Origin of the sequence: Exiguobacterium sp. s43, assembly GCF_018617255.1 — a bacterium.
GTDB classification, from domain to species: domain Bacteria; phylum Bacillota; class Bacilli; order Exiguobacteriales; family Exiguobacteriaceae; genus Exiguobacterium; species Exiguobacterium profundum.
Map to the genome: position 1 here is coordinate 21,313 of NZ_JACSJT010000005.1, position 13,829 is coordinate 35,141.

Below are 13,829 nucleotides of genomic sequence, written 5' to 3' on the forward strand. Positions count from 1 at the left end.
TACATGCATGACTTATAATCCGAAGACCGGGGCGGGATCGATATGACCGGACCATTCAGCCGTCTTGATCTCGAAGTGCAGATGGTTCCCGCTCGAACGGCCGGTCGTGCCGCAGTACCCGAGCGCCTGCCCGGCCTCGATCTGTTGACCCGTTTGGACGCCAAGACGACTCAGGTGCGCATATGCCGTGATGTAGTTGTCGTGCCGGACTTGAACGAGATTGCCGTACGGTCCGCGGTTCCCGCTATAGATGACGGTTCCACTCTTGACCGCGTGGATCGTGTCGGACGGGGTGCAGCTGAAGTCGATCCCGGTGTGGTTATCCCGTTGTCCGAAGACGACGCGCCATCCGAAACGTGATGTCACGTTGAGCGGGATGGCGAGCGGGGAACGTAACCCCGACAACAGCTCTTTCGTGATGACCCCGTCGGCGACGGCGACCGGCGCGAGATATTTCAACACCGCGTCGACGTATTCGATGTCCCCGTAACAGGCACCGTGCTGGACCGCGCTCGGACGATGACAGCGGTAGGTGCCGGTGTGTCTCACACGCTGGTACATCATTTGGGAGAACGAGATGGCGAGCTCTTTCGAGTAACGTCCGCCGTTCTCTTGGACGTAATCGATGAAGCCGCCGCCGAAGTTGTAACTCTGTAGCGTGAGCTGCACGTCACGGTTCGCCCGTTCGAAGACGGAGGCGAAATGTTCGACGCCGTAGACGATGCTCTCCTCGGGGGAGGTGATGCATCCGATGCGTCCGCACTTCGATTCGCTCGCCTGCATCGGGTCGTTCCCGTGTCCGCCGCTCTCCTGCATCATGAGCGCGAGTACGAGGTTCGTTTGTTCGGCCAGTCCGTGCTTCGTCAGTTCTGATTCGACCAAGGCTCGATATTGGAGCACCTGGTCGCTCACTTGAAGACCGCCCGCCGTGTCGAACGTGACGTCGGTCGGTAGTTCGTTCTGGACACCTGTGAGCGTGTCGAGGATGCCGACGACGAGGATGACAAGGAACAAGACGAGTGCCGCGATGCCGAGCAGGATGAGTCGCCACTTGAGCGTCGCGAGCTGCCATTTCGCTGTGATGGCGAAGCGCGCCGTCCGTTTCGCGGTCGCCCACATCAGGCACCTCCACCGAACAAGGCGAGCTCCTCGGGTGCGACGTCGACGTCAAAGATGAGGTTCTGCACGCCGGAGATGCTGAGGACGACACGCCCCGTCTCGAGCGAGGGGATGATGCGCATCTCGGAGTTTGAGAGCTGTCCGTCGAACACCGTCTGGATGATCGGGATGCTCTCCGCGTCCTGTTCGCCGATGATCTTGTACTGCGTCAACTGGAAGAGCGATTTGACGTTCTCCGCGTTCTCGGACTTCGAGCCGGTCGGCACGAAGTCGGTGATCAGATGCGACACAAAGAAGATGCCACCGAAATATTTCCGCGCCTCGCGCATACAGCGTTGCAGATACAGGATGGCCGGCTGGGCGATGTCGCGTGTGTTGATCAAGTGGTGCGCCTCGTCGATGACGATGAGGTACTTGCATGCCTCCTCGGTCCGGAGCACGCCCTGGTTATAGGCCTTCAGTTGACTCGAACCGTTGGCGATCATCCCGTCCCACAGCATGTTCATCAAGGAGAACACCTGTGCCTGGAACACCTCGTCCCGTAGGCTTGTCAGGTTCCGGAGCGGGAACGACACGATGAGCTCCTCGTCGAATCGGTCGATCGAGGAGTGCCCGTCGAAGATGTTGCCGTAGTTATGGACGAGGTTCGTGACGGCGAGCTCGATGTTCTCGAGGCGCCGTACCCGGTTCGGGCTGATCGCTCCCTTGATCGAGGTACGCGTGTCGTCCGTGTAGAGCTCACGGCGCACGAGATACAGGAAATCGGAGAACGTCGGGTACCGGTTCGCCGGATGCGTCGTGATCGGCAGTTCGCCTTGTTCGTCCCAGAGCCCGTGCCGGACGTACAAATCGCGAAGCAAAATCTCGAACTCGTTCGTCTCTTCCTGCGTTGCCGCCGGGTTGATGTAGAGATAAAACACGGCCATCTTCGAGAGATGCTGCATGAACGAGAGTGCCTCGTTGGCGCTGCCGTCGTTGTTCGTCACCGTCTTATAGACATGGAGCGGGTTGATGAGCCCGGCCGACCCGTCGAGCGCGATCTCTTTCCCACCGAGCTGACGCACGAGGTCGGAGAACTCGCCCGTGACGTCGAGGATGCGGATCTTGTTGCCCTTGATCGCCTGGTCGAGCACCGTCTTCTTGAGGAGCGTCGACTTGCCGGACCCCATCTTGCCGATCATGAGCGCATTGTAGAACTTGCGCTGCTTGTCCTTATGGAACAGGTCGAAGATGACGCTCCCGTTCGTGTCCGTCGTCCCATAATACGTCCCGGTCGCGTCTTGGAGTGACGTGAAATGGAACGGATAGCCTCCGGCGATGGAGAGGGAAGGGATCTCTTTCCCACGGCGCCGGTTCGGGAGCTTTTGTTGTTGATCATAGCTCGTGAACAGGCTCTGCCATTCCCATTCCTGTTCGTTCAGGAAGATCGTCGAGCGGAAATTCCGGGCCTCGAGCTCTTCCATCACTTCTTGTACTTTCACCTCGAGCGCGTCGAGCGTCTTCGCCTTCACATAGAGCCGCAGATGCAGATATTTCATCGTCTCGCCCTGGGTGATCTGTTCATAGAGCTCGTTCAGTTCCTTATACGTCTCCCGGGCGTCGATGCGGTCGATGTTGTCCTTCGCGTTCTCGAAGCGTGTGTTCTGTTCGGCCATCGACTTGTTGATGGTCTGGATGATCTCCCGCTTGTCGGCCGTCCCGATGTCGAACGTCGTCAAAACGCCCGGCATGTTCAGGATCGGTTCGAGCCAGTAGTCATAGACGAGTGACTGATATTTATAGACATGGAGACACGACAGGTAGCCGTCACCGAGCCGGACGAAGTTGGCGTCGAACTTAATGCCGCCCTGCGGCTGGATCTTGGCGATGACATCGGGATTGTAGCCTTTCTCGATCTTGACGGTCTCTGGGTCCTGTTGTTTGGATAACTTGTCACGCAGGCGCTGCCACATGTGCGTCACTCCTTTCTTCAGGCGTCGAGTTGCGGTTTCGTGTTCGGGTTGTTCAGTTGATAGAGCACATGAACCTTCTGGTCGAGTGTCAGCTCGCGCATCGGATTCGAGCGGCGGAGCAGTTTATAGAGGTGTGTCTTCCGCTCTCGTAACGTCCGCTCGTCTTCGGCATAAAAAAAGAGGAGATAATCGCGATTGGTGCGATGCTCCTCGAGGTATTCGAGCTCCTGCTTCTTTTTGAGTAAAAAGGGCAGGTAGGCCGGTGTCTGATTTTGTCGAATCTGTCGCTCGATGCTGATTTTCTGCCGCTCGAGACTGAGTGGCGTATTCAATGGCACGACCTTGAGCGAGTACGTGTACGCCTGCAGGAGATAGGCGAGCGAGAACACGTCATGGTCTTTTTCCTCTTCGTTAAGTGAATAGATATCTTTCGAGGTGAGCTGGACCATGTCGAGATAGGTCCCGTCCCGCATTTCAAACGCCTCGGTACCAGTGATATCGACGATTGGCATCAGCTCGGCGATCGTCGATTTGACGACGACCTTGTCTTTGACCTTCCGTTTCTCGACCACGTCCTGTTCGTCGAGCCAGGTCCCCGTGCGTCTCGGTTCTTGTAGCGACTCCTCGATAAAAGCCATCTCAATCACGTCCTTTCGTCTGCGCGTCGAGTGCGAGATAGGTGTCTTTGCGTTTGATGAGCGCGTAGTAGAGTGCGTGGACCATCCGCTTCTGCGGGTTAGTCGCCGGCCGCAGTACCATGAACAGGCCGAATACGACGAGGAAGACCGTGAACGGGATGTGCAGCACCGACGGGATGAATGGGAGCGTCACGAGTCGAAGTACGATGAGCCCGACGAGGAACAGGAAGTCGTGCAGATAGAGCATTTTATTGATTTTCAGTTCGGTCGTGACCTCGTTCGGGATTCGGTATTTACGCATGGGTCATCACTCCTTTTTCTTCATGTTGTCAGGTTTCGGTGGCGAGGTCGGATAGATCCGTCGCGACTCTTCCTGGTGCCGGCTATGACGGTGCGTCTGATTCTCACGCACCTGTTCGATGACCTCGGTCTCGATGTCGAGCGCGGTCTCCTGATGGATGGTCCGGCGGGCGCGGCCTTGGCGTTTCTCTGATGACGTGTCACTCGAATCAGGCGCAGATGAGGATGAGCCGTTTGAATGTGTTGCCTCATGAGCTGTCGGTGACGTCGCGTCGTTTCGGGCTACCGATTCATTGTGACGGTGGTCTGATCCGGATGAGGCATCGATGGACCCGGTGACCGGTTCGATAGTCGACGAAGTAGGGATTGGAGATTGACCAGAACTTAAATGGTCGTGAATCGACTCCGGTCTTTGCGTCTCAGAAGACGTAGTTTGATGGTCGGGTCCACGTTCGGTATTCGATTCCGAGTTCGTCGCATGGATCGATTCGGGAGACGTGAGGCCTGACGCTTCGTTCACGTTTTGAGACCCGTGAACTTCAAGCTCGGATTCTTGACCGTTGTTTGGTTGCGCAACGTCCTTCGGACTTGTCGGTTCGTCTTGGTCAGGTTGGGTACGACTTGCGGTTTGATTCGTCTGAGCAACACCATCTGGATCGGTTTGTCTTTCGGCGTCCATCTGCTTTGAAGCTTGGGTCGCCACATTAAGCGGTGAATCACTTCGTGGCATGGTATTCGAATCCATCCGCGTAGTCGCGGCCTCATGGAGCGAGGGCATCTTTGGTGCGCCCTGTGCGGCACGCGCGACCTTCGAGACCGCATGGGAACCTGCCGAGGTCACGCCTTTCCCAGCGGCATAGGCGCTGAGGGCGACACCCCAGCCCCGCTTGAGTCCGGCATCAATCCCGAACAGTCGCTCGACCATGTTGGGCCCGTCAATCAATGCGACCGAGAAGGCGATGAGGGCAATCAGGTAGGCGAATCCGTCCAACGTCTCCGCGAGATAGGCGGTCCCGATCGTGTATAGTTTGATGGAGACGAAAATCAGGATGATCACGAGGAACGTGTTCAAAATGCTTTGGATGACCTTTTTCGTCTTTTGACCACTGTGCAGATCAGCCGGTGCGACGAGAATCGCCAAGACATAATTGAAGGCGAGCTCGAACGACAGGCGCGCCAGTTTGTAGGCGATCGAGAACAACGTGAAGCCCATGATCCCGAGCGTCACGAAGATGGTCAACCAGTTTGGCTGATAGCGATAGTAATACTGGTTGTTCCATTCGACGCCACTTTGGTCGAGTTTACCGAGACTTGCCTCTTTTCCGTTCCATAGAATGTAGGACTCGGCCAATTTGTTTCCGGTTGCTGATAAGTCATAGTTGTTCTTGTCGAAAATCTCATTGATTCGGATATTATCAATCAACTCAGTCGGAATGGCATTTAATGATTCTCCTGTAGCAGCATCAAAATTCTTCGAATCGTGCTCAATCAAATCATGTACATTCCGTTTTAAGATACTCTCAGATAATGATGCTTCTCCGTCATAAAGCGAATCTGTTCCGATTTCTGAGACTGCTTCATCAGAAAACTCCTGAATTCGACTCATAGTTGGTGAAAGTAAGCCTAAGATAAATAGTGTGATGAACAGGTTGATCAAAAAACTCTCACGTTCAAATTTCTTTTGGAAAATCAACAAGTACCCAGTGAACAAGAAGCTTCCTGCTAAAAGAATGTACAAAAAAGGTTGAATCGTAAGAACGAATTCAACCACTTGGTCATTATTGAAAAATGTATTGGTTAATAGGATTTGATCCGTGATTGATTCAAGGCCGTCAATCAAGACTGATAGTCCTCTGACAAGAATCCATCCCATTGAGCGTAATGCGTCATTGACCATACTACTTATTTGGAGTACGTCTTCGTATACCTGTAATTTGGTGATTAAATCGGAATCAGCCATTGAAAGACCCCCAATCTACTGAGTCCTAGTAAAGAAGTCCGCTAACTGTTGTTCGTAATTGTCCGCCGTCAACATTCCAACATTGATTTCATCTGTGACGTTTCCATCTTGAATGGAGTATAGAACGGCACCTTTTAGTTCGTCAGTGTATTCAAAGTTACCACGATCGACAAGTTCCTCGCCATCTGGCTGAAACGTATTATAGAGCGTGACTTGTTGACTCTCTTCGTTCGCTACCTCTTTTACGAATTCAACAAACTCTTCGAATTCACCATCTTCTTCTTTTACAATCAGCAAATAATCATCCTCTTCGGCTGTCATGACCTTCTCAACGTGTTCAATATCACGTTGAACCAAAGACTCATTGGAATTTGAGCAAGCTCCAAGTAAAAACAAGCTGATTCCTAAAATACCCGCAAGTAGTTTCCTCATAACGTTTACCCCTCCGTCAGACGATTTTCCCCTTCAATAAATCCGCGACTTTCAGGTTGACGCGGAAGTCGAACTTATCTATCAGTGTAACAGTTTTTGGGGTGTCTGAGGTGTCGTCCTGATAGACGGTCAGAAAGCCGTCGGTCGTCTGAATGTTGAGCACGTCGCCCCGTTCGAGGCGGACACGCTGCGTCTCGATAATTCTCGCGACGATACGCAATTCATTCTGGATTCGCTTCTCTCTCGCACTCTCGGCCATGGGTTCGGCCTCCTCTCTACGGTGTGCCTTGCTTCAGTTTTTCGAGTCGCTTCGCGATCATCGTGCTCAAAAAGCTTTTCTGGCTGTCGGTGACGTCGTAAACTCCTAAGTTCAGGTTCGTCTCGAACTCAGGGAGGGACATCCCGCCGATGTCATGTCCTTCGAACATCGAGCGGAGGATGCTGTCCTGAAGTACGTCATGTACCGTCAAGGGCTTGTCTTCCTGATTCGATGGCGCGTTGTTATTCATCTCGTCTTCTTGCTTCGCAAAACGGACGCGAATCTGTTCGAAGTCGAGACCGGCATGACGGCAAGGGATGTCGATATCATGCAGGGAACGGTCCGTGTCGAAGTCGTCTGCCAGGTATTCGTAGCGGTACTTCATCGCTGTCCTGCCGCTCAGGAAGATCGGATACGACTGGATACGCCGTTTCTTCGTGTCCTGACGCTTGATGACACGGATGATGAGCATCTCACCTTCTTTTAACCCCATGACTTCGGTCGCTGTCATGAGCCGTCGACCGTCCACGTTCTCCGTCTTCGATTTTTTAAGCGAGAACGTCTGACCGGACCTCGATTTCGTGATGATGGTCGCCTCACCGAGCTTTTTCGAGATCAGTTCGGCGGTCGATTCGTCCGCGGTCAATAGATAGTGCGTGTTCCCGCAGTTTCCGTCGATTGTCTTCCAATCCTCTCCGTATAGGTTTTCGAGTTGGGAATAGGCTTGGATGACGAGATTGAAGCGCATGTTCCGGCCGAGACAGACCGTGATGATGTTGGCCATGCCCTCGATTGGAGGCATGTTACCGAATTCATCGAGTAAGAAGACGACCTGACGCTCGCATTTGCCTTGTTTCGTCTGCGAGGCGACCCGGGCGAGCGCCGTGTACACCTGTTTGATATAAAGAGATGCGATGACATTGAATGTAGGGTCATAGTCCGGGACAATCAGGAACACCGCCACAGGTTGGAGTTGATGCATCACCTCACGGATTTGGATTGCACCGTCGATAGAGTAATCGAATTGTCCGGTTTCCTCGTCCTGCGCTTCCAACTGAATCATTGAAGTACCTGAGTCGGTCGAGATTTGAACGGTGTTTCCAGATTGAAGCGACGAAGTATGATACACGATGAAGCTGCCATCGTCATCGGTCGTGAGCGCATGAGTTACGCCATCAGGGAACGTGAACGTGAGCCGTGTCAAAGGCTCGCTCCGTCCGCTGATCCAGCGGTTGAATCCGATGCGTCGCATGTCGAGCGAGTTCATCGACGTCAGCTTTCCGGTCCCGTTCAACGTGAAGATGCCGAGCTTCGCATTCGTATTGGCCAAGATACTTGCTCGTGTCTGGCCACCGGAGAAGTGGAGCGTCGCGAACTGAAGCCGGGCCGGGTGGTTCTCCGGAAAGCGTTGAAAGAACTCGTCCAGTGCGGAGATCTCCTGCCCTTGTCGCGTGACCACCGTCCGGGAGCCGAAGTCCGAGAGCATGAGCGCGACGTTGTACATGTTGATCTTCTCCGGCGTATCCTTCGCCTCCTCACAGAGCCCGAGGATGAGCGCCGTGCACAGGTCGATTGACGAGTTGGCCCAGAACGGGTCCCGTGCCTTCGGGTCATGGTACAACATGAACGCGACCGAGCGCGCATATTGTTGGGCGAGCGAATAGTTCTCCTCGAGAAATGCGTCGATCGTCAGCTGCAACAGGTTGTACGACATCGATTGGAGCGGGTTCATCAGGTTCAACACCTCGACCTGATAGCCGCGTTGCTCGAGCGTCTCCTTCGAGGCGGCGAAGAGCTCACCTTTCGGGTCGTTGATGATCAGGCTGGCCTGATCGCGCGCCCGGCTGTACAGGTCAATCGTCGAGAAGACGAACGTCTCGCCCTTCCCGGATCGGGTCGTGCCGATGACAAGGTTGTTGACGGGCGAGTCATCGATGAGCAGCTCGTTCTTGACCCGTCCGACGGGTACACCGCCTAATCCGTCATACCGTTTCTTCCGATCGGGGACGCGGCGGTACTGTTGTTTCATTTCATCGAATGAGGTGAAGCGGGCGCTCCCTTTCTGATTTTTCCGCAAATCCCGGAAGTTCAGCCATACCTTGCCGAACACGACCAGTCCGATGAGCAGACTGAACGCCATCAGTCCGATCAAGACGGTCGAAGAGGGAAGACTTACCTCCAAGAACAGGGAGGGGGAGAGCGTTGGAATCGTCGCTCCAGCCAACAGACCTTCTTGTAATATCGGGGTCATGATTTGTCGAATGATGTTGTAGACCCCGTTCAGCAGATAAAAAATCCCGACCGGCAACACCAACAGGCAGAACAGGACGGGGAAAACTAGACGTATCGGTAATCGTGGTGACAGAGACGGAGTTCTCAATTATTTCACCTACCTTAATCTGAATAAAGAATTGTTTCTAGGTTAACTTCTTCAGCAGCGATAGCGGCTTGAATCTTCTCACGGGCCGAGGTGTCCTTGCTAGAGGTCTTCTTCAGTTTCTCGTTCAGTTTGTCGATTGCGGCCATGCTGTCTTGATAGTTGTCCACTTTTTCTTGTACGGTAGTGTCGTTCGTCTTAGACGCCCATCCCTTTGCGGACTCGATGTCGCCGAGATAGAGATAGGCGGTCACTTTTGCCGAGATGCGAGGAGCGGTCCATTCCACGTCATCCGTCTTGGCCACGGTCTCATGGTCCCGTTTCAGTGCGGCGATATCGAACGCGCCCTCATCGGTGGGATGTGACGCTTGGAAGTCCTGGAGCCGTTCCAATTTCTCTTTACCGGATAGATCGAGACCGGCCAGCTTCGTTTCGATCAGGATGGGATCATCCGTGAGCTCGAGCGCTTTCTGGTCTGCGCTTTCTGCCAGATAGAGATTCACCAGTAGAACATCCTCTTCCTCAGACCGATCTTTCCGTTCCAGTAAAGCGATGAGCGAGGATTCCTCACCTTGGAGCGCCTGTTCGTAAGCGTCCAGCGATGTTTGTTCGACACCGGTCACCTGTTCGGCGTGTGCCTCTTTATCGATGAACCATTGGGTGGCAGTGAACAACGATGTGAAGAGAAGTCCAGCCGTGGCCGCCCCGTAGATGAGGCGGCGCTGCAGGCGGGTCAAGCGTGACTGATAGGTCGATGACACAATCGGGTTCGATTTGTTGGACTGGTGCTTATAGTCGTCCGGTGTCTCGGTCTCAATCTCATCGAGGAGCCATATCTTCTTCGCGTTCTCCTCTTTCTTCGTTCGGATCCGTTGAACTCGATCTTTCACCTGGTGATACAGGTTCGGATACGTTCCTTCAGTCCCGAACGTGAACGTGCCCCGATATAACAACTCATCTTTCTGGTCGAAGAGCCGGAAGTCACCGGAACAGCTTGTCCCTTCCTCGCTACGTGCCTGGTGCAGCTCATGGGTGGCGATGACCGCCTCGGCGAAAGCGAGCCGTTCATAGTTCTGGACCCGTGTGTCCGGTACGTCGGTGAATCGCACAAACAGCATCTCGTTCCTCCTCTCGTTTCAAGCAACAAAAAAAGCCTTCCGATTGGAACGCTGCGTGGATGTATTAGAATTTGATGTTCTGGTCGACCATCTCGGCGAGCGTGAACGCGCCCATGACGATGATCAAGCCGACCGCGCCCCCGACGAGCCAACCGACGGCCTTCGAGCGTCCCCGATCCCCACCGAAGATGAAGTAGAAGCCCCCAATCGCAAATGCGATGGCCGCGGCGATGACGGCAAGTCCCTGGAAGAATTGAAGCAAGCTGAGTCCTGTCTCATTGAGTCCCATGTCGTTCCCTCCTTAGTCCTGGTGCGCCGGCGACTTGAAGCTGAGCTTCGCCTCGAGCGCCTCCAAAATGAGTTCCTGGTTGTCCTGGATGACCTGTTGATGTTTTTCGTCGAGCCACTCCTCGTAATCCTTCCCACGAATGCGTAAGAGTTTCTCGGCGAAGCTACGGTTCTGTTTCTGTTCTTTTGATGCCACAGTACACACTTCCTTCCCTTGATCTCGTGATGTGCAGCAGCACATCATTAAGGACAGTCGGATTCGGTGCGGTGGGTTTCTAGCCGTTCCCCCACGAACTCCGCTCCTCAAAAATCTAAGGAGCTGTACAAGGTTTTTCGATGACCCGGAACGATGTAGTGACCTTGTGGCGAGTTTTAGGCGACTCTCGCCGAACCATCTGTGCGTAGATCCCGCCCACCCGGTCACTGGTGAGGGACACGCCGATATGTGATTGGAGGAGACCATCCTTAAGGATGTGCTGCTGCGTCGATGACGGTTACTGTCGGACTCTTTTTCGCTTCTTGACGTGGATGAGCTCGTCATCCGGGTTCTTGCGCTTCGCGAGCACGTAGGCGTCACAGACGACCGTCCGGATCCGATAGTAGAGTTGCGTCAACTGGACCGCCTCACCGCTTGCCTTCTCGACACCGATGAAACCGTGCAGTTCGTATGTCTTCCCGTCGAACGTGCGCACCGAGTCGGCCTGCGGGAGTTCCTTCAGGTCGAACCGGCGTCGCTCAAGCTTAGTGACGGAACGCTTCGCTCCGTACCCGAAGTCGATGGCGTCCCATGGCACCGTCGCGAGCGTATGCCCGAACGCGCGGGCCAGATGGTCGATATCCGCAATCGACGGCACCGAGCGGTTCTGTTCATACTGGCTGATGGCGGGCTGTGAGATTTCTCCGAATGTCTTCTCTGATAGTTCGATCTGTGACCAGCCCGAGAGCCGGCGGTTCTCCTTCAACCACTCCCCGAATCGATACATAAGCCTTCCCCTTTCTATAAACCAGAGCGGCGACCAAACAGATGTTTCCTTTTGTTGGTTCCAATATAACAGGGTTAGGAATAAAAATCATCAGTTTTCTGATATGTCAGAAATTTTACAGTTGACGATTCTTGTCGAACCCGCTCTAAACAAGGGATGGAGAGAAACAGTAACTCAATATTTTTGGTTTTGTCGCACAACTGTAAAAAAATAACGCTTAATTATAGAAAATAATGACAAGTATTTTGATTTCAAGAGATTGTGGTAGGGTAGAGGAATAGAAGTGTTCGTAAAGAATAAGTGATGAAGAGAGTACTTTAATCGTGGGGTGAGCAAGTGGAATTGAACGAGGCAATTATCAAGCGGATGAAGGAGCTCGCAGCAGAGCACGGTATGACCATCCATCAAGTGATTCAAAAAGGTGGACTGAATCAGGCGACGATTTCAGAGTTGATGAGCGGACGCACCAAACATCCCAAAGTGAGTACAATTCAAAAGTTTTGTGATGGTTTAGATGTTTCTTTAAATGAATTTTTTAATGATAATAAATTTAACAAATAACTAGATTAAATAGATATCAATGGTTACATACTTTCGCGCTGTCATATTGAAAAAACTACATTTTGCATGATAGCAAAGTGTAGTTAAATAATTGTTCTTTCAAATTAATTTTACTTATCTAGTTTGATGCCGTCAGGTACGGTTATTTTTTTTAAATTCATGGTAGTGTCATTATTACTGACGACATTTACTACGATTACTTCTTCTGTATAGGTGTTAGTCTTATTGTCAAATTTAGCTAACAGTAATTTTTCATTTCCGGCATAAATCATTACAAAACTTTCTCCTTTGAACTCAGTTACATAGAAAGTTGTTTGATTTTTTGTATCTGTATCAGCGAGAAAACTTACTATAGACAAGGAAAATGACAAAAATACGACTAAGACTACAAATTTTGTTACGTTTGAAGTTGAAATTAAATGAACAATATCGCTTAAATTTATAACTTTATTATTTAAATAGGCTTCGACCTTATTTTTTGGGCCTTTTATGTGTCTATAGTTCCACCAAGAAACTGAAATAACAAACAATAGAATTGATCCAAAAAAAACAGAAAAATAAAAAATATTGTCTTTAAATTGAACAAAATATAATACTAACATCATAAGAAAAAAAGCATGGTATTCAAATGCTAACTTTGCAAAAGGATGCGTTCTATTCATTAAATTAACAATTAATACTATGTAAGTAAGTGCAATTAACATGAATGTAATTACAATAGCTGAGGCTATTTTAATAAAATTTGAAAATGAAACCGTCACAATACCAAAATCATCTAATCCGAAATTTTTAATATATGTTATTTCATATTGATATACTAAAAAATATAATAAGGCAGTTGCAAGTGTAATGAATATACTCGCATCTAATACATTATTTTTTTCTTTTTTTGGATTTGGCATAAATGTACCCTCTAGCTTTCAAAGCGATTTTTTATAGAATATTAAGGTCGTATTTAAAAGGCGCTTAAAATCAATATTAATTTTAAGCGCCTAATAAAGTCTATATATTCTTAGGCTGTAACATTGCATTTAATTATCTGGATTTCAAATATCTCTTCAATTCATTATAAAAATTTTCTCTGGTCCCGGCTAAAATAACGACAATCAATTCCCCTTCTTCGCCCATTTCAATACTGTAAGCAATCTCGTATACGGTCCCCTTATGCCTAAAATCATATCCTCTGATGCCAGCCAGATCCCCTGTTTTAAATTCACCAATTTCAGGGTTGCTTACAATCTTTTGAAGATTTACTTTATACAGCTCACTAAGTTGTTTATCTTTCTTTTTTAACTTCACAAAATATTTTTTTGCTGCTGGATGAAATACAATCGGTACTTTATCATTCAATTCAAATCAGTCCTCGTCGTCATCTCCGAATAGATCATCTATTGATATTGGTTTAGTGCTTGTTGCTTCCTTAATCATTTGTGAAATAGCCGGACGAATCATATTTTTACGGCGTTGAAATTCTTTCAAAATGTCGTTCCCTGTGAAGCCCTCTTGAATAACATCTGCTAATATTTCTTCTGAGAAATCATCTGTATGTGTTCTTACTGGTTTGATATTAATAACTCCGTCATTCAGTTCCATAATAATCTCTTTTTCAATACCGATTGCATCAAAGAATTCTTTTGGAATGGCGATTTGTCTTTTGCTGGAGACGGCAACCTTTTTCGTTTTCGTTGCTAACATGGTTTATCTCTCCTTTTTCACTTTACCATTTTCATTGTTTTGTAATTTATTTTCGCTCGGTTTTTTCCATTTACATAAAGTAAGGATTCTTACTTTTTACTTATGTTAACTTTATACCACTTTCCTAATTAATTCAATCTTAGCGTA

The 13,829-nt window shown here is 50.3% G+C and carries 16 protein-coding genes; 1 reads left to right on the top strand and 15 read right to left on the bottom strand.

Translation table 11 applies throughout. The features are described 5' to 3' along the window. Positions 1 to 12 precede the first annotated feature (12 nt). From KNO79_RS14270 to KNO79_RS14325, 12 genes are all read right to left on the bottom strand, one after another. Positions 13 to 1,119: a lysozyme family protein gene (locus KNO79_RS14270; protein WP_214691599.1), complete on the bottom strand. Its 1,107-nt coding sequence runs from the start codon at positions 1,117 to 1,119 to the stop codon at positions 13 to 15. Then, positions 1,119 to 3,071, bottom strand: a complete 1,953-nt coding sequence (locus KNO79_RS14275; RefSeq protein ID WP_214691600.1) for a VirB4 family type IV secretion system protein — start codon at positions 3,069 to 3,071, stop codon at positions 1,119 to 1,121. The genes KNO79_RS14270 and KNO79_RS14275 overlap by 1 nt, the downstream gene beginning before the upstream one ends. 17 nt (positions 3,072 to 3,088) lie before the next feature. Next, a complete protein-coding gene (locus KNO79_RS14280; RefSeq protein WP_214691601.1) occupies positions 3,089 to 3,709 on the bottom strand; it encodes a hypothetical protein in 621 nt (206 codons plus the stop codon). A gap of 1 nt (position 3,710) precedes the next feature. Next, entirely contained in the window at positions 3,711 to 4,010 is a 300-nt protein-coding gene (locus KNO79_RS14285) for a DUF5592 family protein (RefSeq protein WP_214691602.1), read from the bottom strand. A gap of 6 nt (positions 4,011 to 4,016) precedes the next feature. Further along, positions 4,017 to 5,969: a pLS20_p028 family conjugation system transmembrane protein gene (locus tag KNO79_RS14290; RefSeq protein ID WP_214691603.1), complete on the bottom strand. Its 1,953-nt coding sequence runs from the start codon at positions 5,967 to 5,969 to the stop codon at positions 4,017 to 4,019. A 15-nt stretch (positions 5,970 to 5,984) separates the two neighbouring features. Further along, positions 5,985 to 6,401 carry a hypothetical protein gene (locus KNO79_RS14295; protein WP_214691604.1) on the bottom strand — a complete coding sequence of 139 codons (417 nt, stop codon included), beginning with the start codon at positions 6,399 to 6,401 and terminating at the stop codon, positions 5,985 to 5,987. Between the two features lie 16 nt (positions 6,402 to 6,417). After that, positions 6,418 to 6,660, bottom strand: coding sequence for a hypothetical protein (locus KNO79_RS14300; protein WP_214691605.1), 243 nt, complete (start codon positions 6,658 to 6,660; stop codon positions 6,418 to 6,420). A 16-nt stretch (positions 6,661 to 6,676) separates the two neighbouring features. Beyond that, on the bottom strand, positions 6,677 to 9,040 hold the full coding sequence (locus tag KNO79_RS14305; protein WP_214691606.1) for a VirD4-like conjugal transfer protein, CD1115 family: 2,364 nt from the start codon (positions 9,038 to 9,040) through the stop codon (positions 6,677 to 6,679). Positions 9,041 to 9,054: 14 nt separating this feature from the next. After that, on the bottom strand, positions 9,055 to 10,155 hold the full coding sequence (locus tag KNO79_RS14310) for a hypothetical protein (RefSeq protein WP_214691607.1): 1,101 nt from the start codon (positions 10,153 to 10,155) through the stop codon (positions 9,055 to 9,057). A 64-nt stretch (positions 10,156 to 10,219) separates the two neighbouring features. Then, entirely contained in the window at positions 10,220 to 10,444 is a 225-nt protein-coding gene (locus tag KNO79_RS14315) for a hypothetical protein (RefSeq protein WP_012390467.1), read from the bottom strand. 12 nt (positions 10,445 to 10,456) lie between these two features. Then, positions 10,457 to 10,639, bottom strand: a complete 183-nt coding sequence (locus tag KNO79_RS14320; protein WP_214691608.1) for a hypothetical protein — start codon at positions 10,637 to 10,639, stop codon at positions 10,457 to 10,459. Positions 10,640 to 10,937: 298 nt separating this feature from the next. After that, on the bottom strand, positions 10,938 to 11,426 hold the full coding sequence (locus KNO79_RS14325) for a helix-turn-helix domain-containing protein (RefSeq protein ID WP_214691609.1): 489 nt from the start codon (positions 11,424 to 11,426) through the stop codon (positions 10,938 to 10,940). Between the two features lie 336 nt (positions 11,427 to 11,762). Between KNO79_RS14325 and KNO79_RS14330 the strand changes: the two genes are divergently transcribed. Continuing rightward, positions 11,763 to 11,987, top strand: coding sequence for a helix-turn-helix domain-containing protein (locus tag KNO79_RS14330; protein WP_214691610.1), 225 nt, complete (start codon positions 11,763 to 11,765; stop codon positions 11,985 to 11,987). Between the two features lie 110 nt (positions 11,988 to 12,097). Here KNO79_RS14330 and KNO79_RS14335 read toward each other — a convergent pair whose 3' ends face one another. The 3 genes from KNO79_RS14335 to KNO79_RS14345 form a co-directional block, all read right to left on the bottom strand. Further along, on the bottom strand, positions 12,098 to 12,889 hold the full coding sequence (locus tag KNO79_RS14335; RefSeq protein WP_214691611.1) for a hypothetical protein: 792 nt from the start codon (positions 12,887 to 12,889) through the stop codon (positions 12,098 to 12,100). Positions 12,890 to 13,022: 133 nt separating this feature from the next. Continuing rightward, on the bottom strand, positions 13,023 to 13,337 hold the full coding sequence (locus KNO79_RS14340) for a type II toxin-antitoxin system RelE/ParE family toxin (protein WP_214691612.1): 315 nt from the start codon (positions 13,335 to 13,337) through the stop codon (positions 13,023 to 13,025). 6 nt (positions 13,338 to 13,343) lie between these two features. Beyond that, on the bottom strand, positions 13,344 to 13,682 hold the full coding sequence (locus tag KNO79_RS14345) for an AbrB/MazE/SpoVT family DNA-binding domain-containing protein (RefSeq protein WP_214691613.1): 339 nt from the start codon (positions 13,680 to 13,682) through the stop codon (positions 13,344 to 13,346). Positions 13,683 to 13,829 lie beyond the last annotated feature (147 nt).

What these genes read in the sequence shown, in the direction of transcription:
- KNO79_RS14280 (WP_214691601.1), bottom strand. Translation starts at nt 3,709, where the DNA reads ATGGCTTTTATCGAGGAGTCGCTACAAGAACCGAGACGCACGGGGACC.
- KNO79_RS14290 (WP_214691603.1), bottom strand. Translation starts at nt 5,969, where the DNA reads ATGGCTGATTCCGATTTAATCACCAAATTACAGGTATACGAAGACGTA.
- KNO79_RS14270 (WP_214691599.1), bottom strand. Translation starts at nt 1,119, where the DNA reads ATGTGGGCGACCGCGAAACGGACGGCGCGCTTCGCCATCACAGCGAAA.
- KNO79_RS14315 (WP_012390467.1), bottom strand. Translation starts at nt 10,444, where the DNA reads ATGGGACTCAATGAGACAGGACTCAGCTTGCTTCAATTCTTCCAGGGA.
- KNO79_RS14285 (WP_214691602.1), bottom strand. Translation starts at nt 4,010, where the DNA reads ATGCGTAAATACCGAATCCCGAACGAGGTCACGACCGAACTGAAAATC.
- KNO79_RS14345 (WP_214691613.1), bottom strand. Translation starts at nt 13,682, where the DNA reads ATGTTAGCAACGAAAACGAAAAAGGTTGCCGTCTCCAGCAAAAGACAA.
- KNO79_RS14300 (WP_214691605.1), bottom strand. Translation starts at nt 6,660, where the DNA reads ATGGCCGAGAGTGCGAGAGAGAAGCGAATCCAGAATGAATTGCGTATC.
- KNO79_RS14325 (WP_214691609.1), bottom strand. Translation starts at nt 11,426, where the DNA reads ATGTATCGATTCGGGGAGTGGTTGAAGGAGAACCGCCGGCTCTCGGGC.
- KNO79_RS14310 (WP_214691607.1), bottom strand. Translation starts at nt 10,155, where the DNA reads ATGCTGTTTGTGCGATTCACCGACGTACCGGACACACGGGTCCAGAAC.
- KNO79_RS14275 (WP_214691600.1), bottom strand. Translation starts at nt 3,071, where the DNA reads ATGTGGCAGCGCCTGCGTGACAAGTTATCCAAACAACAGGACCCAGAG.
- KNO79_RS14295 (WP_214691604.1), bottom strand. Translation starts at nt 6,401, where the DNA reads ATGAGGAAACTACTTGCGGGTATTTTAGGAATCAGCTTGTTTTTACTT.
- KNO79_RS14335 (WP_214691611.1), bottom strand. Translation starts at nt 12,889, where the DNA reads ATGCCAAATCCAAAAAAAGAAAAAAATAATGTATTAGATGCGAGTATA.